General features: G+C 62.8%; 31 protein-coding genes. 18 read left to right on the top strand and 13 right to left on the bottom strand.

Annotation, left to right across the window (positions count from 1 at the left end):
* Window positions 1-118: 118 nt before the first annotated feature.
* Window positions 119-1114 carry a hypothetical protein gene (locus J0A91_RS19550; protein WP_069206295.1) on the bottom strand — a complete coding sequence of 332 codons (996 nt, stop codon included), beginning with the start codon at window positions 1112-1114 and terminating at the stop codon, window positions 119-121.
* 846 nt (window positions 1115-1960) lie between these two features.
* Here J0A91_RS19550 and J0A91_RS19545 point away from each other — a divergent pair.
* Entirely contained in the window at window positions 1961-2500 is a 540-nt protein-coding gene (locus J0A91_RS19545) for a DUF736 domain-containing protein (RefSeq protein WP_240502094.1), read from the top strand.
* Window positions 2501-2578: 78 nt separating this feature from the next.
* Window positions 2579-3592: a DUF2493 domain-containing protein gene (locus J0A91_RS19540; protein WP_069206293.1), complete on the top strand. Its 1014-nt coding sequence runs from the start codon at window positions 2579-2581 to the stop codon at window positions 3590-3592.
* A gap of 149 nt (window positions 3593-3741) precedes the next feature.
* Here J0A91_RS19540 and J0A91_RS19535 read toward each other — a convergent pair whose 3' ends face one another.
* Complete coding sequence (locus J0A91_RS19535) at window positions 3742-4068, bottom strand: hypothetical protein (RefSeq protein ID WP_069206292.1); 327 nt, start codon at window positions 4066-4068, stop codon at window positions 3742-3744.
* 467 nt (window positions 4069-4535) lie between these two features.
* Between J0A91_RS19535 and J0A91_RS19530 the strand changes: the two genes are divergently transcribed.
* From J0A91_RS19530 to J0A91_RS19510, 5 genes are all read left to right on the top strand, one after another.
* Entirely contained in the window at window positions 4536-4838 is a 303-nt protein-coding gene (locus J0A91_RS19530) for a hypothetical protein (protein WP_069206291.1), read from the top strand.
* A complete protein-coding gene (locus J0A91_RS19525) occupies window positions 4835-6883 on the top strand; it encodes a type IV secretion system DNA-binding domain-containing protein (protein ID WP_069206290.1) in 2049 nt (682 codons plus the stop codon). The genes J0A91_RS19530 and J0A91_RS19525 overlap by 4 nt, the downstream gene beginning before the upstream one ends.
* Window positions 6880-9864, top strand: coding sequence for a MobF family relaxase (mobF, locus tag J0A91_RS19520; protein WP_069206289.1), 2985 nt, complete (start codon window positions 6880-6882; stop codon window positions 9862-9864). The genes J0A91_RS19525 and mobF overlap by 4 nt, the downstream gene beginning before the upstream one ends.
* Window positions 9854-10375 carry a lytic transglycosylase domain-containing protein gene (locus J0A91_RS19515; protein ID WP_240502093.1) on the top strand — a complete coding sequence of 174 codons (522 nt, stop codon included), beginning with the start codon at window positions 9854-9856 and terminating at the stop codon, window positions 10373-10375. Before mobF ends, J0A91_RS19515 begins: the two co-directional genes overlap by 11 nt.
* A 457-nt stretch (window positions 10376-10832) precedes the next feature.
* Entirely contained in the window at window positions 10833-12401 is a 1569-nt protein-coding gene (locus J0A91_RS19510) for a recombinase family protein (protein ID WP_083224798.1), read from the top strand.
* Between the two features lie 99 nt (window positions 12402-12500).
* Here J0A91_RS19510 and J0A91_RS19505 read toward each other — a convergent pair whose 3' ends face one another.
* The 10 genes from J0A91_RS19505 to J0A91_RS19460 all read right to left on the bottom strand — a co-directional run bounded on the left by J0A91_RS19505 (window position 12501) and on the right by J0A91_RS19460 (window position 16216).
* Window positions 12501-12668, bottom strand: coding sequence for a helix-turn-helix transcriptional regulator (locus J0A91_RS19505; RefSeq protein ID WP_240502092.1), 168 nt, complete (start codon window positions 12666-12668; stop codon window positions 12501-12503).
* A 426-nt stretch (window positions 12669-13094) separates the two neighbouring features.
* A complete protein-coding gene (locus tag J0A91_RS19500; RefSeq protein ID WP_069206286.1) occupies window positions 13095-13334 on the bottom strand; it encodes a DUF2312 domain-containing protein in 240 nt (79 codons plus the stop codon).
* Entirely contained in the window at window positions 13331-13573 is a 243-nt protein-coding gene (locus tag J0A91_RS19495; protein ID WP_069206285.1) for an acyl carrier protein, read from the bottom strand. The genes J0A91_RS19500 and J0A91_RS19495 overlap by 4 nt, the downstream gene beginning before the upstream one ends.
* Window positions 13570-13785, bottom strand: a complete 216-nt coding sequence (locus J0A91_RS19490; protein ID WP_069206284.1) for a hypothetical protein — start codon at window positions 13783-13785, stop codon at window positions 13570-13572. Before J0A91_RS19490 ends, J0A91_RS19495 begins: the two co-directional genes overlap by 4 nt.
* The gene (locus J0A91_RS19485) at window positions 13782-13979 is read right to left on the bottom strand and encodes a hypothetical protein (protein ID WP_069206283.1); all 198 of its coding nucleotides are present in this window, start codon (window positions 13977-13979) and stop codon (window positions 13782-13784) included. Before J0A91_RS19485 ends, J0A91_RS19490 begins: the two co-directional genes overlap by 4 nt.
* Window positions 13976-14371, bottom strand: coding sequence for a hypothetical protein (locus tag J0A91_RS19480; protein ID WP_069206282.1), 396 nt, complete (start codon window positions 14369-14371; stop codon window positions 13976-13978). Before J0A91_RS19480 ends, J0A91_RS19485 begins: the two co-directional genes overlap by 4 nt.
* Complete coding sequence (locus J0A91_RS19475) at window positions 14371-14577, bottom strand: hypothetical protein (RefSeq protein WP_069206281.1); 207 nt, start codon at window positions 14575-14577, stop codon at window positions 14371-14373. Before J0A91_RS19475 ends, J0A91_RS19480 begins: the two co-directional genes overlap by 1 nt.
* A gap of 88 nt (window positions 14578-14665) precedes the next feature.
* On the bottom strand, window positions 14666-15334 hold the full coding sequence (locus tag J0A91_RS19470) for a hypothetical protein (protein ID WP_069206280.1): 669 nt from the start codon (window positions 15332-15334) through the stop codon (window positions 14666-14668).
* 361 nt (window positions 15335-15695) lie between these two features.
* Window positions 15696-15938, bottom strand: a complete 243-nt coding sequence (locus J0A91_RS19465) for a hypothetical protein (protein ID WP_069206278.1) — start codon at window positions 15936-15938, stop codon at window positions 15696-15698.
* Window positions 15935-16216 carry a DNA-binding protein gene (locus J0A91_RS19460; protein ID WP_069206277.1) on the bottom strand — a complete coding sequence of 94 codons (282 nt, stop codon included), beginning with the start codon at window positions 16214-16216 and terminating at the stop codon, window positions 15935-15937. Before J0A91_RS19460 ends, J0A91_RS19465 begins: the two co-directional genes overlap by 4 nt.
* Before the next feature lie 47 nt (window positions 16217-16263).
* On the opposite strand from J0A91_RS19460, the gene J0A91_RS19455 reads away from it, so the two are divergent.
* From J0A91_RS19455 to J0A91_RS19425, 7 genes are all read left to right on the top strand, one after another.
* Window positions 16264-16626, top strand: coding sequence for a helix-turn-helix domain-containing protein (locus J0A91_RS19455; RefSeq protein WP_169833177.1), 363 nt, complete (start codon window positions 16264-16266; stop codon window positions 16624-16626).
* Window positions 16627-16668: 42 nt separating this feature from the next.
* A complete protein-coding gene (locus J0A91_RS19450; protein ID WP_150126991.1) occupies window positions 16669-16980 on the top strand; it encodes a hypothetical protein in 312 nt (103 codons plus the stop codon).
* 36 nt (window positions 16981-17016) lie between these two features.
* The gene (locus J0A91_RS19445) at window positions 17017-17463 is read left to right on the top strand and encodes a hypothetical protein (protein WP_069206275.1); all 447 of its coding nucleotides are present in this window, start codon (window positions 17017-17019) and stop codon (window positions 17461-17463) included.
* Between the two features lie 142 nt (window positions 17464-17605).
* Window positions 17606-18034 (top strand): hypothetical protein, encoded by a 429-nt coding sequence (locus J0A91_RS19440; RefSeq protein ID WP_150126990.1) that lies wholly within the window; start codon window positions 17606-17608, stop codon window positions 18032-18034.
* Window positions 18035-18226: 192 nt separating this feature from the next.
* A complete protein-coding gene (locus tag J0A91_RS19435; protein WP_069206273.1) occupies window positions 18227-18673 on the top strand; it encodes a hypothetical protein in 447 nt (148 codons plus the stop codon).
* Window positions 18674-19711 carry a serine/threonine-protein kinase gene (locus tag J0A91_RS19430; RefSeq protein WP_069206272.1) on the top strand — a complete coding sequence of 346 codons (1038 nt, stop codon included), beginning with the start codon at window positions 18674-18676 and terminating at the stop codon, window positions 19709-19711.
* 570 nt (window positions 19712-20281) lie between these two features.
* The gene (locus J0A91_RS19425; RefSeq protein WP_069206271.1) at window positions 20282-21613 is read left to right on the top strand and encodes a HEPN/Toprim-associated domain-containing protein; all 1332 of its coding nucleotides are present in this window, start codon (window positions 20282-20284) and stop codon (window positions 21611-21613) included.
* A 213-nt stretch (window positions 21614-21826) separates the two neighbouring features.
* Here the strand turns inward: J0A91_RS19425 and J0A91_RS19420 are convergent, their stop codons facing one another.
* The gene (locus J0A91_RS19420; RefSeq protein WP_069206270.1) at window positions 21827-22183 is read right to left on the bottom strand and encodes a hypothetical protein; all 357 of its coding nucleotides are present in this window, start codon (window positions 22181-22183) and stop codon (window positions 21827-21829) included.
* Window positions 22184-22724: 541 nt separating this feature from the next.
* Between J0A91_RS19420 and J0A91_RS19415 the strand changes: the two genes are divergently transcribed.
* The 4 genes from J0A91_RS19415 to J0A91_RS19400 all read left to right on the top strand — a co-directional run bounded on the left by J0A91_RS19415 (window position 22725) and on the right by J0A91_RS19400 (window position 24216).
* The gene (locus J0A91_RS19415; protein WP_069206269.1) at window positions 22725-23036 is read left to right on the top strand and encodes a hypothetical protein; all 312 of its coding nucleotides are present in this window, start codon (window positions 22725-22727) and stop codon (window positions 23034-23036) included.
* Entirely contained in the window at window positions 23008-23613 is a 606-nt protein-coding gene (locus J0A91_RS19410) for a hypothetical protein (RefSeq protein WP_150126989.1), read from the top strand. Before J0A91_RS19415 ends, J0A91_RS19410 begins: the two co-directional genes overlap by 29 nt.
* A gap of 148 nt (window positions 23614-23761) precedes the next feature.
* Window positions 23762-24055 carry a hypothetical protein gene (locus J0A91_RS19405; RefSeq protein WP_069206267.1) on the top strand — a complete coding sequence of 98 codons (294 nt, stop codon included), beginning with the start codon at window positions 23762-23764 and terminating at the stop codon, window positions 24053-24055.
* Window positions 24055-24216, top strand: a complete 162-nt coding sequence (locus J0A91_RS19400) for a hypothetical protein (RefSeq protein ID WP_169833176.1) — start codon at window positions 24055-24057, stop codon at window positions 24214-24216. The genes J0A91_RS19405 and J0A91_RS19400 overlap by 1 nt, the downstream gene beginning before the upstream one ends.
* Window positions 24217-24232: the final 16 nt, after the last annotated feature.

The raw sequence follows: 24232 nt of genomic DNA, 5'->3' as shown, positions 1-24232 counted from the left end.
ATTGCTTATTGTCGAGCCGCCGGGTTCCGTACCGTGCCATGCATGGTGATTGGACAAGACGAGGCCGATCACCACATCAGCGCGAAGGAGTGAAAGCCGAGATTGCGGGTATGCGCGACTAAAACGGCACGTCGTCCTCCATCTCGCCCCATGGGGTCGGCTTGGCCGGCTGGGCCGCTCTTGGCAGCTCCAAGCGGTGCGCGGTGTAGAGGTTCAGGATATGCTCGCGGTCCATGAACATGATCTGGCTTCGCTGCGATGCATTGAGCACGCCGCCGAGCCAGTTTCTCGCCGCTTTGGTGATCTCCCCGCCGGCGACGATAAAGGCATGGTCGACCAGCGCCTTCTTGTTCGTGTCGCTGTCGAACACCTCATGTCCGAGCATCATCAGGACCTGCTGATAGATCTCCGACACGTTCGCATTCGTGCCTTTCGTGGCGCCCGCTGAATCGAGTTTGCCCTTCTTCGCCTGGATGCCGAAATAGATGACGTGCTCGGTCGGCAGCTTGTACCGCATCCACACGTCCTTCCCATATTCAAGCGCCTTGTCCTTGTGGCCGACGCTGGTGATCCGCTGATACCCAAGGTGCCGGAACATCGGCAGCAGCACTTCCTCGATCAGCTCGTCTTCCGAGCAGCGGTCCAGATAGGCGATTAGCAGGCTGCGCCGTTCCGCCTCGACAGGTGTGAGCGGCCGATAGAGATTGACCGGCGAAGACACCGTACGCGTCTCCACATGCCGAATGTAGAACTGCCCGTCCTCGCCGTAATAGCCCTCATAGCCTTCGCGCCCGAGCGGTACGTTAAGGGCCGCCAGCGCGAGCGCACGATCGGCGTCGCCATCCTGCGCTTCGCGCTTGTCCATAAGGGTGCGCAGCACGATCGCGAAGCGCTCGGGGAGCTGGTTAGCCGCTGGCTGTGGATCGTTCAGAAGCTCGGCCAGCACTCCCTCTGCCCATGGCACCCGTGACGATCCGTCATGGGCGAAGTCCATCTCGCATTCTTCGAAGAAGCGCGTGATGTAGTAGCTGCTCCTGTACTGGAACCATTGGTGGTCCTTGTTCCCCACCACCATCTCGGCAATCGGTCTCAGATTTCGCGCCTTGAACTGCATGACGCCAGTCTAAAGATTTGCACCCGTTTGCCAATCACAGGACAGCGCAGTCCGGCGAGACCATCGTCGCGGCGTAAGGGATATACCCGGCGGATGAGGCCGGCCGGCCCCCTTTGCGGATGCGGACAGTCTGCATCTTCTCTCCGATTTGGTCGAGCAGTTCGAGGGCCGATGGGGCCGCCCAGACAGCAAGGCAGGGGGCGGATGCCCGCGAGCGGGCACCGGGCTCTATCTCCGCTGCGCTCCGACCAAGCCCCTGCGGGTCTTGGCCGCTGACGCGGTTACGATCCCTTCCGCAGGGGCGCGGGGCAGGGAGGGCGTTCCTTCCTGGGGCGTAAGACCATGCGGCACGACCATCGCAATGCAGGCTTCGCCTAAGGAATCGCGCTGACGCGCGATGCGGATCGTGGAGCCAGCGGACATGCCATCGCCCCCTTCGCCGCCTTCGCAGGATCCGCGCGTTGCAGAACCGGTTTCGGACACAACGAGTTGCGTCGGGGCAAAGCTACGCTAGGCAAAAAGGGGCCGGCGATGTTTGTCCGTTTTCAACGGAAGCGCCGGCCCCTTTTTGCCAAGCTCCGCTAAGCCCCTCCCGTGCCTGTTGTGTCCAAGAGCCCGGTCCTGCGCCTTCGGACCTGCGAAGGCGGCTCCGGGTGCGATGACATGTCGGCCGGCCCACGCTCCCTTTTCCATGTCTGCAGAACCGTCCGCTAGCGCGGCCGGTGCGTCTTCAGGTCTGTTGGCCGCTTCGCGGCTGTTTCTTGCTCAGGCTCACCAGGTACGATGAAAGTCTGTCAAGAAATCAATGCCATGGAAGAAATGGAGGGGAGGGAGTAGGGTTCAAATGTGGCCGGGAAAGAGAAACGGACCACAGGACAGAGAAAGGTTGAAGTCATGAAGATAGGTAACTTCAAGTTCGACGAGCGCGCCAGCGATATCATCGGCAAGATCGCCACCCGCGAGATGCGTTTTCCTTACCTCATCATGCGTCGCGTCGAGGGCCGCCAGTCCGACAGCGCCCCCGTCTACGAGATTTACGAGACGAACCGGGCGGGCGACGAAATCCAGATCGGCGTCGTCTGGGAACGCAAGATGCGCTCCAATGACGAGGTGTTCCTGTCCGGCATGATCGACGATCCGAGCTTCCGCGAGCCGCTGCCCATCGCCCTTTTCGGGGACGAGACCAACGGCTTTGACGTCCAGTGGCGGCGCGAACGGGAGCGCGAGACGCAGGGCGGCGGCTTCGGCGGGCGTTCGAGCGGCGCGCGCGCGGGCGGCGGGTTCGGGGGACGGACCGGCGGCGGCTTCTCCGGCGGCAGCACGGCAGGACCGGACGGCGGTTATACCGGCGGCGGGCGCAGCCTTGACGATGAGGTGCCCTTCTAAGGCAGCCATGGCGGGCCGGGGGAGCGCTGGAACGCTTCCCCGGTCCTGAACCGTCTCCCATCCCAAGGAGTGCATCCCATGAGCAAGCCAACGGCCTTGCGCAGCGTTAGCAGCTTAGCCGACCTGCCGGAACTCTATGCCGAACTCACCGCCACGCCCGATTTCGTGGCATCCTTCGGTGATCCCATCCCGCTTTCGATCATGGAACCGGGCGACGAACCCGCCGAACATGCAATGCCCGATCCCATCGCCGCGCAGGCCGAATGCGGCGGCATCGTCGCCGCCATTTTCGACCTGCTCTGCGATACGCGGCTGGACCCGCTCGCGCCGGAATTGGCGTGGGGCTTCGTCAACAGCTTCCACTTTGTCGCGAACCGGCTGGAAGGCCGCGAGGATCGGCTTGCCGACACCTTGCGCGACATGGCCCGCCGACTGGAACCGGGCGAGGTGTTCAACAAGGAGCTTGAGGACACCCAGCTTGAATGCCAGTCGGTCGCCGAACAGCGCACCGCCATGGAGGCAATGCGCGACTATGCCGCCGCGATGTATCGCGCTTATGCCGGTCGCCCATGGTCGCCTGCCAAAGGGTCGCGCGCGTCCCATGTCACCACCGCCAGCCAGATTTCAGCGCTCGACTTCCTGCGGGCGCGATCCGAACGGCGGCGCGACCGCTACGACCCGCAAGGCCCCGTCGTCGTCGTGTCCGGTCCGCAGGACTGGCATGACTGGCGTATCATCTGGGGCAGGCTCGACCAGATCAGGACGCGCATTCCGAACATGGTGCTTGTCACCACCGGGCAGCGTCTCGGGGTGGATGCAGCCGCCGCCGCATGGGCCGCGCAACGGGGTGCCGTGTGCATCGCGTTCGGACTCTATGGCCGGGGCAACGGCAAAGCCTTCCGGCGCAATCGCAACATCGCCGAGCTTATGCCGGTGGAAGCGCTCTTGTGCGAAGGGTCGGGCATCCAGTCGAGCCTCTATGACCTGTTTAACCCAAGCCAAGGCCACCGCGTCCCCACTCACGTTTTCATGCGGGCCGATCAGGAACCCGCCGTGCCCATCAAGAAGAAGCGCCGCGTCATAGCGGCCTGACGGGCAAGGCACCGAAAAGGAGGCCGGGGCGGCCGACCGCTCCCGGCCCCTTGTCGTGCCTTTGGCACGAGCGGGGGAAACCCGAACGGTTTCCCCCACCTCGCTCCTTTTGCGGGGCGTTCCGCCCGCCAACGTCGCTCCCCTTTCCGCTAAGGATGCACGGTCTTGGAGGCATCCTCACCGCCAGCGGGGGCAGCGGTCGCCCGCTTGCGAGGCGATCCGGCGGGCGTTTCACCCTGGACAGCGGGCGCAGCCAACTCCTTGAGCGCGGCAATCGCGGCGCCACCACCAACCCGGATTGCCTGACCCAGCACATCGCGAAACTCGCGCTCGCTCAGGCGTTCGACCGGCAATTCCGTCACCAGCTTTCCATAATACGCGCGCAATCCCCGCCGCACCGTCTCAGCTTCCCGAGCGAGACTATGCTGATCGGCCTCGATCTTCGCGAGCCGCTCACGTTCCGTCATCTTGGGCATTCTTTGACTCCTTCAAAAAAGGAGGTCTGCCCGCCACCGCCGACTATCTCTCAAGGGCTGACCCCATGCAATGCTTTCCCCACGAGCGGAGCCGATTTGACCCTGCCCGGTTCCGGTTTGGGGAGAGCCCCGCCGACCTGAGTCGGACGGGCGCAGCGGGCAAGCGCGCTGCGGAGGAGGGACGCACGCCGGAGGCGGTTGTAATGCACCCCACGCACGGGTGCTGCAGGCGCGAATCGCCCGGATTTCCGCCGTTTCCTGTCGGCACGGCGCGGCAGCCGGTTCGGCACTGATCGGCTGCCGCTGGCAGCCAGCCCATGCGATATCGCAGACTAAGTAGCTGATCGCGCTCGGCACTATGTGGCTGCCACCGGCAGTTCTGATAAATTGTTGAGATCGGGGCGTAATTCGACTATAAGGACGACGCTTCACCACGTTGCTGGCGTGCCGGACAAGGAGTCCGCCGCTTGGCACGCATCACGATCCGCATAGACGACGACCTCTATGCGAGCCTTACTGTACAGGCGCGCAATGCCGGTCTCGGTGCCGCGACCTATTGTCGCGACATCCTCGAGCGCTTCGAAGGCGCCGATCCATCGGGCTATCATGCCCGCTTCGACGAGCTCCACGCGACCGCCATCCAGGCCTTCGCGATCCTCGCGACGTCGGTGGGTGAGCGATCTCCCGACATCCTCCAGAAGGGGTTGGGCGAAGCCCGCCGCCTCCTCCGGGAAAGGGGGCTGCTCGATCCCGAGCAGGACCGGCCATGAGCATCTTCCGCCACGATACGCTCGGCTCCTGGACGAGAGGAGGCCAGGCCATCGTTCATAACGTCCGCATGACCACCCAGGTCTTCTACCAGACCCTCCTCGCCGGGCTGGTGATCTGGGTCGGCGGCACCGTCTGGTTCGCGCTCGAAAAGTCGTCCGAGTATGAGCGCTTCGTGATGCTCAAGGTCACGCAGGCCTACTTCATGGGCAACACGCTTCCCGGCAACGCGACCCCGATCCTGTTCAAGACGCCGGCTGGCAAGCAATACTGGACCACACCCAAAGGGCTCGTCAGTTCCGGCGTCGCGCACAAGACACTCGCCGCCTTCGAGACGTACGTTCTCCATGGCGCGCTGCTCGCCGGTCTCTTCGCCCTCGCCATGCTGGGGTGGGCCTGGTTTTACTTCACCCGGACGGGGCGGGGGCTCGGTTCCAACCAGTTTCTACGCGGCGCGCGGTTCGGCACGGTGCGGCAGGTCCGCCGTGCGTTGTGGCGCTATGCGAAGGGCAGCTTCGATATCGGCGGGGTGAATGTCCCCGACGCGTTCGAGCCGGAACACATCCTCATCTGCGGTGCCCCCGGCACCGGCAAGACCAACATCATCGTCAAGATGCTCGACGGCATCCGCAAGCGGAAGCGCCGCGCGATCGTCTACGACACCGCCGGCACATTCGTGGAAAAATTCTATCGGCCGGGGATCGATGTTCTCCTCAACCCGCTCGATGGCCGGGCGGACTGCTGGTCGCCCTGGGTCGATGTGCCAAGAGACTATCACTACGACCAGATCGCCGAGTCGACGATCCCCGACAAAGCCGGCGATCCCTTCTGGGCGAAGGCTGCGCGAGGCACGCTGGTCGCCGTCATGCGGAAGCTGGCGCGGCAGGAGCGCACCCTCGTTTCGATCCTGCTGGACACGCTGCTGCGCTCCAAGCTGAAGGACCTCGCCGCTTTTGCCGCCGGCACCGATGCGGCAGCCTTCATCTCCACCGAGGGTGAGCGCACCAGCGCCGGCATCCAGGCAGAGCTCGCCTCGGTGATGCGCAGCTTCTCCTATCTCGATGATACCGCCGACGGCTTCTCGATCCGCGACTGGGTCGCCAACGAGAAGGACGACAGCTGGCTCTTCATCACCGTTAAGGCGGACCAGCTTCCCTCGTTGCGCCCCCTGATCACGGTATGGCTCGATATCGCGATCAGCGCGATCATGAGCATGACGCCCGATCGCAACCGACGCCTCTATTGCGTGATCGACGAGCTTCCCACGCTCCAGCGTCTGCCCTCGCTCGGCGATTTCCTCGCCCGCGCCCGGAAATATGGCGGCTGCGGCATCCTCGGTTTCCAGAGCTACCCGCAGCTCGAAGCCACGTACGGCATCCAGGATGCAGCCGCGATCACCGGCTACTGCTCGACCTGGGTGGCGCTGCGCGCCAACGACACCCCCACCGCAAAGCATGTCAGCGAGAACCTGGGGCAGGTCGAACAGGTCGAGGCCAATGAGGGCATGTCCTATGGCGTGAACGACATGCGCGACGGTGTGAACCTCTCGCGCATGCAGGTGACCCGCCCGCTGGTCATGCACACCGAGGTCACCAACCTGCCCAACCTCATGGGCTATCTGCGGTTCGGGCGCAGCCTGCCGGTGGTCCGCTTCGAGGATAGCTACAACAAGGTGGCATCCGTCGCCGACGCTTTCGAGGAACGCCAAACCGCTCCGGTGCGGATGGCTGTGCCGGAGCCCGCAGTTTCCCCCGCGCCGGCATCATCGCCACCACCGGCCGCGCCGAAGGCGCCTTCCGCGAAGCGACTTCGCGCGACCCAAGCTGATCCCGGTGCTGAGCTACCGTTCGTTGCGCCCGAAGAAGCGATGGATCGGGAAATCCCGCCAGCGAAAGACGAGCCTAGTCCACCTTCACCACGCACTGCGGAGAAAGGGGAAGCGACCGACCCGCCGCCTCCACTCGAGCTGTTCGGCAAGCCGGCCGGCTTCCGCCTCAGCCAACACGGCCGCCATGACGGCGCCCGCAATGCAGCGAGGCCGGCATGATCAACCCGATCCGGCTCAAGGGCAAACCCGCCAACATCGCACGCTATTATACGGTCGGCGATTATTACACCAAAGGACCCGAGGAGCAGTCCCAATGGGGCGGAAAGATTGCCGCCGAACTCGGCCTGGAGGGCGAGGTCGATCCCGGCACCTTCAAGGAATTGCTAGCCGGTAAAGTCGGCGAGCAGCAGCTTGGCCGTCGCCGCAGGGATGGCGAGATCCAGCATCATCCCGGATGGGACTTCGCCGTCAACGCGCCCAAATCGGTGTCGATCATGGCTCTGGTGGCAAACGACGAGCGGATCGTCGACGCCCATGAGAAGGCTGTCACGGCGGCGCTCTCCTATCTGGAAGAACATGCGCTCATGCGCCATCGCGTGGATGGCGAAGTCACCGAGAGGACGACTGGGCGTCTGATCTGGGCGCGTTTCACCGAGCACGCCTCTCGCGAGCTCGATCCCCACCTTCACACGCATGTCGTCGTCATGAACATCACCGATGAGCGGGATGGCGCGAAAAAGGTTAGCCTCGAAACGCGGGCCATGTTCGCGGAGCAGATGACAGCGGGCCAGGTCTATCGGAATGAGCTCGCCCACCTCCTGCGGGAGCGGGGCTACGACGTCGAGTTCGACCCGCGCCGGGGCCTGTTCGAGATCCTGGGCGTGCCCAAGGGCCTGATTGCCGATATGTCCCAACGGGCCGAGCAGATCGATGCCCATGCCAAAGAGCATGGTTTGGGCGGGCAGGCCGGGCGTCAGAGATCCTTCTACGCCACCCGCGGCCCCAAGCAGAAAGTGTCGCTCGAAGGGCTGCGCGAACGTTGGCAAGGGCGCCTGGGGCAACATGCCGAAGCGGTGCGGCAGACCTGGGCCGACGCCGAGAAGATCGGTGGGCGTCAGGTCGATGTGGAGGCCCCGATCGCAGCGCGGGCAATGTTGTTCGGTATCCGGCAATCGGAAGGCAAGGAGGCGGTCAACAATCTCGGTCGGCTGTTGCAAACAGCTCTAGCCTCTCATGTCGGCGAGGTTCGCCTGTCGGATGTGCGTCCAGTTGTTGAGGAGCATCAGGCCCGCGAGAAGCTGCTCGCAACGCGCGAGCGGACGGGCGATGAGATCCACACGCGGGGACGAACAACCCGCAAGACCGCTCGCCTGGAAATCGCGCTATCGGATCAGCTGGCGCTTGCGCTGAACGATGCCCGGCCGTTGGCCTCTGTCGAGGCGTTGCGCGACGCAGGGATCGCTCGCGATCTCAAACCCGAACAGCGGACAGCGCTCCTCCATCTCGGCACATCCGACCACCGGGTCATCGCGGTGCATGGCGTTGCTGGCTCGGGCAAGTCGACGATCATCGGAGCATTGCGTGAGGCGGTGGGGGATGGGGCGACGCTCATCGCCCTTGCTCCCACATCCTCTGCCGCCAGCGAACTGGGACAAAAGGCCAGTATCGAGTCGCGCACTGTGGCGAGCCTGCTTGCCACCGGGGGAGCGAAGCTCGACGACAGCCATGTCCTGGTCGTCGACGAGGCGGGCCAGCTCGGCAACCGGCAAGCGATGCGGCTGCTCGAGATCAGCCGTGCCACTGGAGCGCGTCTGATCCTGCTCGGCGATACACGGCAGACCGGGGCGATCGAGCAGGGCAAACCCTTCTGGTTGATGATGCGGCTCGGCATGCCGAAGGCCGAGCTCAAGGATCCCGTCCGTCAGGAGAATGATGGGATCATGCAGGCTGTCCGGCTCGCCCGCCTCCAGAATTACGACGGATCGCTCAAGGCGCTCGAGTCGGTCACCAGCGGTGCCAACAGCGAAGACCTTGCCAAGGCGCTGGTCGCCGACTGGACGAGGCTGAGCCCCGAGCAGCGCGCGAAGACCAACATCCTTGTCCTGGAGAACGCGACCCGTCTGATCGTTAACACGCGGATCCGTGAGGCGCTGAAGACGGAGGGCGGGCTGGCGGCCGAGGAAGCCCGGCTGTCGATCCTGTCGCCGTCGGGCATGACGGACCAGGAGAAGCATTTCGCGCGCTTCTACGCCCGAGGCCAGGTTGTCGTGTTCTCCCGCGACAATGCCGGCCTCGGCGTCGCCCGAGATGCCGAATACAAGGTGATCGGGATCGGGCGGGACGCGCGGGGTCGCCAGATGGTCAATCTGGTCGACGAGCACGGCAGGACCATCCAGTGGGATCCTCGGCTTGGCCGTGCCTCTCAGATCAACGTGTTCAAGGAGGAGCAGCGAGACCTCGCCGCTGGTGACCGTATTCAGTGGCGCTTGGTCAGTAAGGAGCTTGGCCTCAAGAACGCCGAGCGCGGCACGGTGGAACGCCTCGACGGCTCGGTCGCAACGATACGATGGGATCGCGGTGGGCGAAGCCAAGACATCGACCTTTCTCAGCACAAAACCTGGGACCACGGCTACGGCGAAACCGTCTACTCCGCTCAATCCAAGACCTACGATCGAGTCTATGTTCTGGCGCCCGTCAACTCGCCACTCGTGACGGGCCAAAACTACTACACGGCCATCACGCGAGCCCGCTTTGGTGCGCGGCTCTGGACGGAGGATCAGGGGCGACTGGTTGATCGGCTCAGGGCCCGATCCGGCGAGAAGACCTCGTCGCTTCAGGGATTGGGGCGGATCGACCGGGACAGCGTCAGGGGGCGAACAGCCCAGCATGGAGAGCGGTGGGACCGGCTTCGCGGGGAGCAACGCGCTCAGCGCGAGGCGCGAAAGGATCGGTTGCGGGCCGAGCATGCTGAGAGGTCGGCACCTGCCAGAGAAAGCCTTGCAGCCATTTTTGCCGATCGGGCGCAGGCTGCCGCGAGATCGCTGGATCAGTGGCTCTCCAACCTCCTTGAACGCGCACGCGGCGGCGCCGATCGTGTGGTAGACGGCCGAGACGCTCGTCAAGCACAGGTTCCATCGACACCCCTGCCAGAACGAGCCCCATCACACGGGGGCGAGCATGGAGGCGGTCATGACCGCTAACCGCAGGCGCTTCGCGCCGTTGGTTCTGTTGGGGGTCGTCACCCTCTCCTTTCAACCGACCAGCGCGGCAGTAAGATCGCCGCCCGAGCATGAGGCTCGTCTTGCCGCATGCATTCGCAATGCCGCCGGCGGTCGTGTCTGGCTGGAAAAGACGCTGTGGGGCCTGCGCGACAAGGAGGGTGGCTGGGTCGGCGCGGAGGTGCCGAACAGCAATGGTAGCCATGATCTTGGACCACTCCAGGTCAACAGCTACTGGGTGCCCAAGATCGCCACGATGGTGAGCAGACGACCCGCAGACGTCAGGGCGTGGCTGATCACGGACCCTTGCTTCAACGTCCAGGCGGCGCGCTGGATTTTCCTGTCGGGGCTGCACGCGACCGGCGACTACTGGAAGGCCATAGGCGTCTATCACAGCCCTACGCCCTCGCGGCAACGGATGTATGTCGCATCCGTCTCACGTCATCTTGAGCGCCGCTTCGGTCGTAACGCTTTCTCGGCCCGACGTCCATGAGACGGACGAGATTGGAAGGCACCTTCTACGGTGAGGTAAGCCCGGTTACGGACGACGTCGGCGAATTTCCGGTCACGCTTCCATCGGATGGTGCGGAAGTCAGAGAGGACCGATGGGCGATCCGGAGAGGCGTGCTCTCGAGGCAACTGGTTCTGGATGCCCGAGACCTGTTCGCGCGAAGGCTGCAAAGGCCAGTGTCTGAAAACGAGGCACGCAACCTATTGGGCAACTTGGCCGACTATGTCTGGATGCTCGTCCAATGGGAGGTGTCCGGGCCAGACCCGAATGCGTCACCAAAGGAAAAAAACCTGACGCAGAGACCCCGTGGTCGTCCCCGAAAATCCGACAATAAGAAGAGAAAGCCGCCGGTCCGACCTCCTTCTGCCTAGCCGCTTTTAGCAGCCGGCTGGAGGGGAGAGGGGGCGGGAAGCTGAGCCGGGTTAGATAGGATTGAGTAATGGCACGTCCACGCAAACCAAAGATCACTACCACCGCGCAGGGGCGAACCAGCGGAGGTCAAAAGGCTGTTCTCTACGCTCGCGTTTCCACGGCCGAGCAGGAGAAGGAAGGCTTTTCCATCGATGCTCAGGTAGCCCTGATCCGCGAATACGCTGATCGGATGGGCTTCGTTGTCGCACATCAATACGTCGACGTCGAAACCGCGAAAAAGACCGGTCGCACGCAGTTCGAGGCGATGCTCAAATATCTTCGGAGCCACCCCGGGGTGCGGCATCTGCTGGTGGAGAAGACCGATCGGCTGTACCGGAATATCAAGGACTGGGTCACGCTCGATGGTTTCGACATCGAACTTCATCTGGTCAAAGAGGGGACGGTCCTCTCACGCGACTCGCGTTCGTCCGAGAAGTTCATGCATGGGATCAAGGTCCTCATGGCTAAGAACTACGTCGACAATCTTTCCGAGGAAGCCCGCAAGGGCATGCTGGAGAAGGCCAAGCAAGGCATTTGGCCGTCACAGGCTCCGCTCGGCTATCTCAACGTCGTTGGCCCACAGGGCAAAAAGATCATCGTTCCTGACCCCGATCTTGCTCCCATCGTTTCGCGCCTTTTCGAGTGGTTTGAGACGGGCGATTACGCGCTGAAGGACGTTACCCAGAAGGCGCGGGCTGCCGGGCTCAGGTATCGGCGAAGCCAGAAACCCGTCGGGACGAGCACGGTCCATTACATGCTCCGAAACCGGCTGTACGCGGGCGCCTTTGAGTGGGGCGGACGCCTCTATCAAGGAACGCACGAACCCCTTGTGACCCGTGAGACATGGGAGAACGTGCAGGAGGTCCTTGATGGCCGGAGCGCGAGCAACGTTCGAGCAGAGCCGCTCCGATTCGCTTTCACAGGATTGATTACCTGTGGCCACTGCGGTTGCGCGGTGGTCGCCCAGATGCAGCGGGGGCGCTACATTTACTACCACTGCTCTGGCTTCAGGCAAAAGTGTCCCGAAAAATATGTTCGTGAGGAGACGCTCGCCGACGCCTTTTCCGAGCAGCTCTCCCGTCTTCACATGGACGACGAGATTTTCGCGCTGATCGAGCGCGCAATCCGTGAATCGCATGGGGATAAAAGCAGGGAGCGACTCGAAACGCTCGCACGCCTAAGGGGTGAGGCTGATCGCCTGCAACAAAGATTGGACAAGCTATACGTCGATCATCTCGACGGTCGTATCACCGCCGAGATGCACGATCGCATGGCAGCTACCTGGCGAGAGGAGAGGGCAGGTTGCCTTCGCAGGATAGAGATCCTGAACAATGCGGAGGACGCCTATGTCGACGATGGCATCGCTCTCCTCAACCTCGCTCGGAAAGCGCATTCGACCTTCAACCTACAATCGCAAAGTGCCAAAAATTCCGCTTTGAATCTGTTGGTTTCGAACAGCACTTGGGCAAACGGGCAACTGTCCGCCGCCTTCCGAGAACCGTTTGATATGCTTGAAAAAATGTCGCTTGGAGCTTCAGCGTCCGAGCCCCCGGCAGGGCCGGGCGGCTCGGACAATCCTGAATGGCTCCCTGAGTAGGATCCAATCATCGCCGCTAACCCCTCTGTTTTATCGTGATTTTGTCTGAAGCTGACGGGCTCGGTTTCCCTGCGGATGTCCCCACCGAGCCGTCGATATTTATTTTTCGCGGACGTCCGGACGGCTCGCTTTCCACGCGGCGATGTCCTGTTCCCACCAGCCAACGCAACGCTCGCTGAGTTGCCGCTTTGCCGGGAATTCATTGCGGCGATGGAGTCGGTTGATCGTCGCGCTACTCAAGCCGGTCGCCTCGACGACGTCGGGCATGCGGAGAAATCGGCCGGTTTGCGGCCGCGATTGAGACGGAGACGTCATCGGGTCGGTGCTCGTTGTTGTGGTGAGAGGGCCGGCTTGGTCGGCTCGCTCCCGGGTTGATTGACGGGTTCGCGCTCGGCCGCGCGGGTTGCCTTCCATTTCTCGAAGGCAGCAGCATGCGCGGAGCACAGATCCTTGTTCGGCGCCGGCGACGTCGTGCATCGATCGCACAGCGGCTTGTCGCATGTGACAGATTTCCGCGCGCGGCCCCGTTGCTGCTCAGGCAGTTTCCAGTCGCAAAGCAAGGTTGCGATGCGGCCGCACCCGCAGCGGTCGTAAGGGCGTCGTGATCCGCACACGATTGCCCGACTGCCTCCGGGCAAGACGACGTGCTCGCAAGCCATCAGGCTGGCGGGCCGTAGCGCTTCGCGCGGTCGCTCACGCGAGCCCCAGTGCTTGCTTGTAGGTTTCGAGCAGCGCGTCGGCCTCGTCGCGGTGGTGCTTCTCCATCCTGCGCAGGCGGATGATCGTGCGGATCGTCTTGACGTCGAAGCCGGTCGATTTGGCCTCGCCGTAGACATCGTTGATGTCGTCGGAGATGCCCTTTTTCTCTTCCTCAAGGCGCTCGATGCGTTCGATCAGCAGGCGCAGTTGGTCGGCGGAAATGTTGTCGCTCACGAGCTGAATCCTTCTGGAATGAGGGCAGCCACGTCGCTGACGCGCATGCTGCGGGGGAAAGCCGCGTCGGGCGCATCGAGGTCGAGATCTTCGATCGCACATTGGAGCTCGATCAGATCGAGACTGTCGGCGCCGAGATCATCGATCAGGATCGCGTCAGGTTCGATGCGATGGCTGATGCCCGCGCCGAGCGTCTGGACGATCAGGTGCCTGGCAATATCGAGCGGTTCGCGGCTCACAGGCCGAACAGCGCGCGGAGCGCTGCCTCCAGATTGCCGGACGCGGCGACCAGCACGAAGCCGATGCCCATGCCGCCGGAGAACAGCAGCGTGGCGCGCGTGACGGGATCGAGCGGGCGGCGACCGCCCGGGCAGTCAGGGCAACGGCAATCCTGCCGGTGGATGAACGGTGCGGGCACTGGGCGATCGAGCGAAACGAGATCAGGCTTCATCGGGAAAACTCCCTCATGATGACGACGAAAGCGGTGACGGCGACCAACAGGGCGACCGCGAGGGTCACCAGCGCCGGGGCGGGATGGCGTGTGAGGGCGAAGGCGACGGCGACGCCGGCGACGATGATCGCGACGTCAATCGCGATTCGCGCGCGCCGGACTGCCCGAGGCGACGGGGGCGGCAGGTCGTTCACCCGGTCGCGCTCCGCGCCGGCGGGGCCGCACAGAACGAGCAGAGATCGTCCTCGACCCAAAAGCATGGACCGAACACGGTTCTGCCAAAGCATGGATCGTGGTCGCTACAGGCGCAGACGCGGCAGAGGCGTGGCGGTGCGAGATCCGCACCGAGACTGATCCGCTCGAGCGCCGCGAGCACCGCGATGTCGAATGGATAGACGTTGTTGAAGACGACGATCGTCGCGAAGCTCGCCGGCGCGGCGTCCGCCTCGATCAGTTCGATCAACTCGACGAGGGCGTGTTCGGCCAGGCGCGGCACCGTGGCGATGCGCGCGGCGACGTCGGCAACCGACAGGCGGGCCGCGCAGCGGCGCATCTTGAGATACGCGCCCGGGGTGAGCGCGGGCATCAGCGCAGCCGCTCGAAAATCACGGCAGGGGGCGCGATGAGTTGCACCGCCCGACCGAGCTCGATGTCAGCGGCCGCGAGATACTCCCGCGCGCGCGCCACGTTGAGTTGGGCAGCACCGCCGACGTTCCGCTCGACGTCGCGTAGCTCGAGCAGCGTGCGATCCAAGGTGATGCGCGCCTTGTAGAGATCAGGTCGGCAGGACATGCGGCAGGTTCCAGGCAGCAGTTTTCCGCCCCGACGATCGAGAGATCATCGGGCGGCTTGGGTTCGGAGATGACGGTGGGCGCCCGGCTTACGGCGGCTGCTGGTGGCGCTTCTCGAGGGCGACGCGGACAACCTGGATCGCCTGCGACTGCGCCGCGACCGCCTCTTCCGTTTCGCGCAGCGCGGCGCGAAGATCGTGATCGGTCGCGTCCGGCTGTGACGCGAGGAACAGCGCGAGGTGCGCCTCGCCATCTTCCTTGAGCACGTCCTTCGTGGCGCGGCCGATCGCCACGGCGTCGGCATAGACCTCAGCGCGCGCCTGCGCGACGAGCGCGCCATAGGCGGCGAACAGCGGTGTCGTGCCATCGAAGGCGAGATGCTCGATGTCGAGCTTGAGCATGTCCTGGACGGTGAGGCGCTGCGGCCGGTCCGGATCACTCGCCTCGCGCAAATACGCTGCGGCGCGACCGGTGATGAGCGCGCAGCGTGCGGGCGTGAGATCGCCTAGCACGCGCAGCAGCGCGTCTTCGAAGATCGGGCGGGCCTTCGTCATACCCCTTGCCCCGATAGGGACGACGCCGACGGGCAGGGGGTCGGCCCGCCGGCGCCGCTCGCCGCCCGCATGGCGGCCGAGCTCGAGATACGGGAATTTGGCGCCGATCCGCAGCGACGGATCGAGCGGCGCGACGTACCCATGATTGGCGGCAGCGATCGGGGAGGAGGTCGATCGCTGCCGGTACGCGGGTACGGCAGACACCCAAGGAGCTCCCGCTGGGTCGGGCGCGATCGCGTGCGCTCCGCCTCGCTGGGGAATCGGCCGGTCTGCAAGCGGCCGAAGGGGGGAAGGGTTGGTGATGATGAAAGGGTGCAGCCTTCAGGGGCCGGGCTGGACGCCCGACCCCGTCCGGCTATCGTGGTGTTGCTTACACACCCACGAAGAGGATTTGGGATGCCTGTATCTCCGATACGGCAAATCGTTGTCGCGCTGCTCCAGGAGTTGCACAGCCGCTGGACCGGCGTCGCCGAAGCGGCGGAGGGTAGGGTCAACTCGTTCGCGAAAAATCCGCCTCCCGCGGAGTTCGACAGCGCGCAGACCGGGGGCAAGATCATGGAAGGGATCACGAACCCGGCTCCAGAGTAACCTCGTCCGACTGCGCCACCGCAAGCTGGGCTCGCGCCAAACGGATGTTTGCCATGATCAGCATCTGCATGGCATTTCGCACCCCCACCTGCTCGATCGGGTGCGGTTTGCCGTTCAGTCCGGCAACCAAGGCCATGGCATCCAGTCCGCCGTCGATCCCCGTCCAATAGCGGAGGCGGTGTCGAGCGGTGGATGGCGTGTAGTCGCTGAGGGCGCTCATGGCACCTGCTCCAACACGTCCGCGTCGAAGCGGGGATCGGCTGGTTCGTTCATGCCCGGTGGTGCCACCGTCGGCTTGAGGCCGAGCGCGACGGCGATCTTGTGGGATTCGCCGCGCCGGCAGGCGCGGTTTCCAGAGAGCACCGATTGAACGAGGCTGACCGAGAAACCGCGCTCGCGCGCCCACTGGCTGATGTTGGTGCCGGACGCTTCGAAGCGCGCGCGTGCGACGAGAGCTCGTTCCTTTAGCGCTTCGGCAGGGACTCGGACGGCCAACATCTGTAATGTGCCATTTTGTTGTAAACCGCCTTAGAAATGTCTCAACCGTGGCAATTCGTCAAGAGATTTTCACCAGTGATGAGAAAATTGGCGAGCGCTTGCGGGCGTGGCGGAAAGAAATCGGCCTAAATCAAACGCAACTGGCTGAGCTGGGGGGCGTCAGTCTCAATAGTCAGCACCGCTATGAGGCGGGCGCATTGCCATCGACGGAATATCTGCTGCGAATCGGGTCAGCGGGTGCAGACTGGTACTGGATCGTGACCGGTCAGCGGATCGCGGGCGCACCGCTCGACGACGAGGCGGCGGCGATGCTCGAGGCGTTCGCGGCACTTCCAGCAGCGGTGAAACTGCTCCTCGTCCAGCACGCGCAGGGTCTGTGCCGGGCGCTTGAGAGCAATTCCTCGGCCTGATCTACAACCGTTTGCAACAATCCCGGCTGTATGCGACCTCTCGTGGAGGCGATCTTCGGAGGGATCAGAATGGCGGACGGGGCGCGCACCTATCATGTCAGCATCGTCGGCGAGGCATCTTATCAACGTGCGATCGAAGCATGCCGGGAGGGCGAACGGGTGATGTTGTTCGCGGAGATCGGCAATCCCTACGACGCGGATGCCGTAGTCGTGAAATGTAGCCGAAATGCCACGATCGGCTACCTTGGCCGCGACAACTGGTTGCGCGACGCCCTGCTACATGAAGGGCAGGGCTGTTCGACAACGATCGGGACCTTGAAGCGGGGTGACGATCAACCGTTCCTCGCTCCGTGAGTGCTCTTATTCCCGTACCCAAAGGTGAGTAACTTCATGTCCAATTCGGCGTTCGTGTCCGCTGACCGCATCGAGATATTCAACGGCACGCCCACTTCCGCGCTCGCTTATCTGATCCCCGGTTTCGGTGGTGATGGCTTCCTTCTTGCTGGGGAATGGATGGTCTATCTCTCCGGCGAGAAAATCGGCTCGGCGTTTACGTGCGAGCCTAAAGAGGTTTCTGGCGTTGGTGTATCCGGCCTCCGCCTGGAGGTTGATCTTGGCAGCGCAACGATTGATGCGGCTGAAGCGCTCGACATCCAACTCCGTGGTGGCCGCTTTGGACTGATCGCGAAAAACGAGCGTTCATATGGAGTAACGACCGTTGTTGTACCTTTGGCCGCTACCGGAAATACGGCCGTCATCGGCGAGGTTCGGTTCAGGCGCTGGCGCCTGATGCTGGATGGCAAACTCGATCCGATTGTCGCCTTCGAGCGCAAATAGCGCTTTTACTCGCGGATGAAGCCGATGCCGACCATTGGAAGCCGCTAATCCGGCTTAGCCAAGAGACCGCTTGCGCTGTTGGAAATGTTCTTGTCATGTTCTCTCCATGAGAACGATTCGAGATGACGAGCTGATCTACGTCGTGTTCGACGGAACGCGAGAGTGGACCGCCGCCGATCGCAACCTCGTGTCGGGGCGCAAGCCCGGCGAGTTGGAGCAGTGGATCGACCTGCCGGCCGGGAAGATCGCGGCCCGCTTTCGGTATATGGAAATCTTCGACGCGCAGGGACGCGAGCTGGATGCCAAGGCGGTGATGGCCCGTGTTGGCGCGGAGATCATCGCGCTGCCGCTGGAGTTGCGCCGGACGTTTCTGAGTAAGATCGACCGGTCGATGCGAAATTCGCGGATGGAGGTCGCGCACTTGATTGCCGCCGCGCTCGGCGACCTGCACATGCTCTCACAAACGCCGGAGCCGCCACCCTTCAATCTGAGCATGGGCGCCGCCAGCGGCGTGCCCTCGGTCGTGAATCCGCATGACCGAACGGCGACCAGCAAGCCGGCGGCGGGGTAACGGCGGGGTACGGCCGCGTCGCGAAAGACGCGCGCATCGCGGAAATCCGCGGGTGAGGCACGCACGCGGCGGAGGGCATGTCCGCCGTGCTTCCGCCACGATGATGACCGATTGCACTACGGGAGGCGCTGAAGCGGCGCGGCTTTCGATCGGGCGCTTGTCAACGCCACTATTGCCGTGTCACGATGAATAATGAAGACAATAGGAATCCGCGTCTCGCCCAGTACGGTGACGTTTGCCATATACGATGCCACCGCGGATGAGTTCGTCAACGTAGATGAAATCCGCATTCCCGCTGCGTTCGACACCCCTGAATCGCTGAAGTACGTTCGGAGCCACCTGCTTGATGTCATGCGAGAGTATGGAGTGCAGCGGGCCGGCATCAGGGTGACCGAACCGAGCGCGCAAAATATGAATATACGACGCGTCGAACTCGAAGGAGTGATCCAAGAGTCGTTCGCCAGCAGCGAACTTGAAGCATATTATATTGGTCATGTCTCGTCGATCATGTCGCGCCTTAAACTTACTAGGACGCAGTTCAAGCCGATCGTCGACGGCACCATTGATCCCGGTATCGACGACTGGCAAACGATGAACAAGGAGCAACGCGAAGCCATGCTTTGCGCGAAGGGGGCCTGAATGCTGCAGCCATATAAGCGGGCGGAACTTCAGTTCGCGGAAATTCGCGAAATAGGATCAGACGGCCGAAACTCTAAGACTTGGATCGTGCACGACGTCCAACTCGGCGCAGAGATCGTAATGAAGACCATTGCGAAAAGCTCTCTCCATAGCGTGAACGGGTTTTTCGATGAAGCGAAAGCGCTCTACGCCACCGCCCATCAAAATGTGGTTCAGGTGCACTATGCCTGCGAGGATCAGGACAGCGTGTACGTCGCCATGCCTCTATACAGGCGGGGTTCCGTTAAAGGGCTGATGGCCGCGAGCAATCTGACGGCACGTGAGACCGTGCGCCTCGGCTGCCAGATGCTGAGCGGCCTGCACAACATCCACAGTAAAGGTTTGATCCACTTCGACATCAAGCCGGACAACATCCTGCTTTCAAACCGGGGCGAAGCTCTGCTCGCCGATTTCGGGCTCGCTAAGCAGATGCAATTGGGGCTCGCGCGGCCCAATGGGCTCTACATTCGAATGGCACCACCGGAGGCGACGACCAATCAACAGTTCGACCTCAGGTTCGATATATACCAGGTCGGACTCACGCTTTATCGGATGACGATCGGAAACGATGCATTCAATCGGCAATTCTCCCGCTTCGAGCACGGTGGAAATATCAACATGACGGCCTTGGCTGGCGAGATACTGGCCGGCACCTTCCCTGACCGACAAGCCTTCGACGAGCATGTTCCGACGAGACTACGGAAGGTGATAGTCAAGTGCATCGAGCCCGATCGCAACAACCGCTACAACTCCGCACTGGAGGTGGCGAACGCACTGGCCTCGGTCGAGGATGGTCTAGACTGGCAGCTTGCGAGGGGAACGCTTGACAAGACGTGGATTAAGAACGAAATGGGAACAGAGAAGCGCTTCGTATTGAACGCCGATGGCTCGACGGTTTTTACGACTACTGCTCCTGGCGGAACTCCCCGCCGAAAAACGGACTTGTGCGTTCGTAGGATGACGCGACGAGAGATCGAGAGCGTTTTGAAGAAAAATTGATGGCAAACAGCAAGAACGACAAGAGCCGCTACAGGAAGCGGGAAGTGACGGCACCGAAGGGTTGTACGTCGCTGCCGACGGACTTGGATCTGAGCTCGCCGTTCTTCGTTGCTACGGCTGAGGCCGGTCGGCTGGACTGGCGACAACCCGGAGCCCCGCCAAAGCGGCGATAGCTCAGGAGGCGCTTAAATCGGCGGAGCGCAATGCATCTTTTCGGCCGTAAGCGTTTATACGTCTGAGCGTGGTGGGTACTGCCGGGGGGGGGGGGGTACAACCGCGTCATCTCCATAGGAACTCCGCCAAAATGCCAGAGCATAAAGCGGACCCGGCGGAGGGCATCTCCGTCGCGTGTACGTCCGCGTCCGCAGCCGAAGCCGCCGGCCTGAGAACGGCTATTTTAGGCCGTTGACCTAACCCAACGGCTGTCACGAGATCAGATGTTCTTCATGTGCTGATCTCACAAGCGCGTGGGCCGCGCGCGACAGATTCCGGGCCAGCGCTTAGCGTCACACCGGACAGCTCGACACGTCCGGACGACAAGGGCATGCTACGCCGATCGAGGGGGGAAGCGTGGGGACTGAGATTCATCTCGAGATCGAGGGCATGAGCCTCGATTGGGCGAAAAATGGGATAGGCTTCGATCATGGCTTCCTGTTCCAAGAAGGGGATCGGACGAGGCGCCGAAGCGACGGTATCGACTATGATTATTTCTCGGCGAACAATGAGGATCCCGCCGCATACGAGGCGGCATTTGCCCGCCCGCTAGGGCGCGTGCTGCCCCGCTTGGATTTGGTCGGACATAATCTCGAAGGCGCTCGCCTCGCCTATGAGGAAGCGGTGCGCGACGCCACCGCCTCCGCTAGCTACGTCACATCCATGAATGTGCCCGGCGTGCGAGCGCAAACCAACTTCATGCCCTTTGATGAATTCTGCGCGTTCTGCCGCCGTTTTCCGTTGACGGACCTCGACACCCGCCCCGTGAGGTTGACGGTCGAGGAGGGAAAGGAAGCGCCACCGCCAGGTCGCTTTGCCGCGCTTACCGACGAAATCAGTAGGATCCCGGTAGAGCACAGCCCCTACCGATGGATGAGTGGGTATGCCGAATCAGAAAGACAGTATTTTGGTTCGGCGATGTTCATCCTAGACGCCTATTCGATGCTTCAGGTGTTAGGTCACGATGGCAGAAACGCCGATGCGGAACTGGTCTGGCAATATGGGACGCTGGTCGAGAACGGGTGGGAGGAGGCTGCCTCCTTCATCACCGGCGCACCACGTTACAAGCGTGTTCTAGTGGCGACCGAAGGCACTTCGGACGCCCTGATTGTGAAGCGCGCTCTGAACATTCTCCGGCCCGACGTCGCCGACTTCTTCCACTTTATCGATGTGAACGAAAGTCACCCTTTCTCGGGCACCGGCAATCTGGTGAAGTTCGCCGAAGGCTTGGTCAGAATTGACGTACAGAATAACATTCTCTTCCTGCTCGACAATGATGCGGAAGGTCGAGGGGCGCACTGCCGCCTGCAAAGGCTCGGCATGCCCGAAAATATGCGATCAATGGTGCTACCCGACCATGAGACCTTCTGCGAGTTCCCGGCACGCGGCCCCGAGGGCATTTCTAGCAGCGACATCAACGGCCGGGCTGCCGCGATCGAGTGCTATCTTGATCTTGCATTGCCCAATTATGGGCCGGCCCAAGTATTGTGGAGCAATTTCAAGAAGGACGTCGAAGCCTGGCACGGCGCCCTTGAACACAAGGAGACGTACACCAGGCACTTCTTTGCACAAAGCGACGAAATTTTGGCCGGTGGCTTCTATGATACTTCGAAGCTGGAGCTGGTCATGGACCGTCTGATCGCCGAAGCCACCGTCCTGGCATCGGGCCGGAGTGCGGGGGAGCCATAGTTCTCCTCGGCTCCCGAGCACACAGGCCGGACTGTACCCAGCTCCAACATCAGGGCGTATGAGGCGGCGGTGCGGCCGGGGTACCGCGGGGGTATGATCGCGATCTTTTGGCACAACGCGCGACCTGCATCTGCGGCTTTTGCGGGAACGCGGCGGAGGGGTTCTCCGCCGCGCCCTCGTAATTTTCTGCTAAGAGCAGCTTGAATCCGAAATCTAGTTGTAGAAGCCGAGTACGCTTTGCGTCCCAGTACGAGACGGCAGTGCCGGCACGTGCTTGCTAAGCTTCCATGCACACTTCGCCCACTCGATCACCAGAATTTCGTTGTCGGCCCACTGTGTCGAAACGCCGCCTGCGATCGCGTCACGCAACCTCTGCACGTCGAGTTTGCTCTCCATTGTGTATTCAGCATGCGGAAGATCGTAGGTTTCGGCAAAGCCGCGATCGTATCCAGTGATCGTACGGGACGCTCCGATACGAGCCATCGCGGCGTGAAGCCGATCGTAGGTATGCCGGTCGGCGCTCACACCGTTTATCGCGTTGAGCTGAATGCGTACAAAATAACTGTTCATCGACTTCTTTCCTTAGAAAGAGGCCGCCGAACAGGTTGACACAAATCGGCAGGATGCTAACCAGCCGTTATCGCATTGAACCAGCCCGACGACGGGCCTCAAGTTAACCGGAGCGTTCGAAGGCGCTCCGGTTTTCTCGTTTAAAGTCAGAAAATCTCAGTGTCCAGTCGAGTTGTCCTGTTGTGGCCACAATTGGGACACTTTATCCACACTTTAGATTTCGTCCTACATAACGGAATTCTAATCTTGCCCGCATCCGCTTGGTTATAGCCCTGGCGGTGCCTCGACCGACCGTTAATATTTAAAGCTCCTGCAAACCGCCTGACGGCTCGCAATGGGCGCCTAAGGTCGAGGCAGAGTGGCTACGCCTGTGCGGCTAAGCGTGGTTTGGTAGCGGTGAGATGAAGTCTCTGTTATATGTGCGTAGGGGTCGGGATACCAATCGCGGATGAATGCACTGCTGCCAGTCCGGCCGTCGCGGAAAGCGGAGGCGTTGGCGTATATCACTGAGCATTTGCGGACGAAGGGCCATAGCCCTGCCATGCTCGACATCGCCAAAGCGCTGGGCGTTGGGAAGACCCGCGCGAAGACGCTGGTCCACCAGCTCGCCACCGAAAAGATGATCGAGCGCGCTCCCGGCTCGCAGCGCGCGATCAGCGTGCCGGGGCTGACGGAGAAGATGATCGCGGAGAAACTGCGTTCGCAAGGCTGGATCGTTGACCAGGACGTGATCGGGAGCAGCGGGACGGGTCCACAAAGTCACCTGTCGCTGATCGCCGTTCTGGATCATGTCCCGCCGGTTGAGGCGCTTGGCGGGGACGATCATGACTACGGAGATGACGGTATCGCGTAAGGAACGCGAGCGGCAGCGGGTCGAGCTCCTCGTGCTCGGCGCGCCGCGCCCTCGTCCGCCAAAACCGACCGGCAGGCGCAGCAAGAAACAACCGGCCGCGCCGATCGTGCTCGCTGACGACATCGAGGCGCGCGTCGCGCTCCGCGAGCGTTGGTCGCACAAGGTCAACGCTACTCCCGAAACGCTCGACCACGCCCAGGCGGAAAGCAGGCGGGAAGGGGCGCTCGCTCGCCTGGTGAAAGCCGGCTCGCTCGATGCGCACCAGCTGGCGGCGGCTGAGGAGATCGGCGCGGCCTATGCGGCGACGGTCGCCGACGTCTCGGTGCGGACCGCGCGGTGGACCGGGGGATTTGGCGGAGGCGGGCCGAACAGCGCGGCCGAGGAAAGGCTCGGCCAGGTGCTGCGCGAACAGGCGTACACGCGGTGGCGCGCCGCGATCGGCTCGCACGCCACCATGCTGCTCTCGATCATCATCGACGACGTCGGCCTGGTCGCCGCGGCACGCGCAGCGCGCATGTCGAACCGCCGCGCGCTGGCGATCCTGGTGCGTGCCCTGAACGGCTGGCGCCGCGTCTGATCGCAGGGGTGACCTTAGGGGCACTGCCCACAAGGGCGCGGCGAAAAGCGGTCACCGAACCGACATAAACGACCCCGGCACAGCTGTGTCCCGAGCCCGTCAGCGCACCCCCGCGCGGCGGGCTTCGTCGTTCCTGAAGGAGACTACCATGTCCCAGGACCAAGCCGCCTCACTTCGCGTGCTATCGCAGCTGCGCCGCGTCGAAGCGACGCCCCAACCGCGCCCGCAGATCGCGGATCTTCTCGACCGGATGACCCCGCGTTGGGATACGATCGTGTCGCGTGCGCGGTTGGGTACCCGCCCCCGAGATCTCCACGACGTCGAGGAACTGGCCCAGCGCTTCGCCGACGATCTTGTCGCGGCCTTCCGTGGGGCCAGCGCGCGTCGGCCGAGCGCCGCGCCGCTGGCGATCAGCGAAGACGGAACGAAGGCGATGTTCTGATGACCGACCTCGCCAAGATCGAAGCCGTGCTCGCGGCCGGCCATCCCGACAGCGCCAAGATCGGCATCTCGGTCGGGCTTCTCCGCAAACTCGCTGCCGACGCCCGTCGCGGGCGCGATATCGCCGCACCGGCTTTCGGACGGGAAATCCCTAGCGCATGAGCAAGCCCCAACATCC

It is taken from the genome of Sphingomonas panacis (assembly GCF_001717955.1).
In the GTDB taxonomy this organism is placed as follows: Bacteria; Pseudomonadota; Alphaproteobacteria; order Sphingomonadales; family Sphingomonadaceae; genus Sphingomonas; species Sphingomonas panacis.
This window is presented reverse-complemented; position numbering and strand designations above follow the sequence as displayed.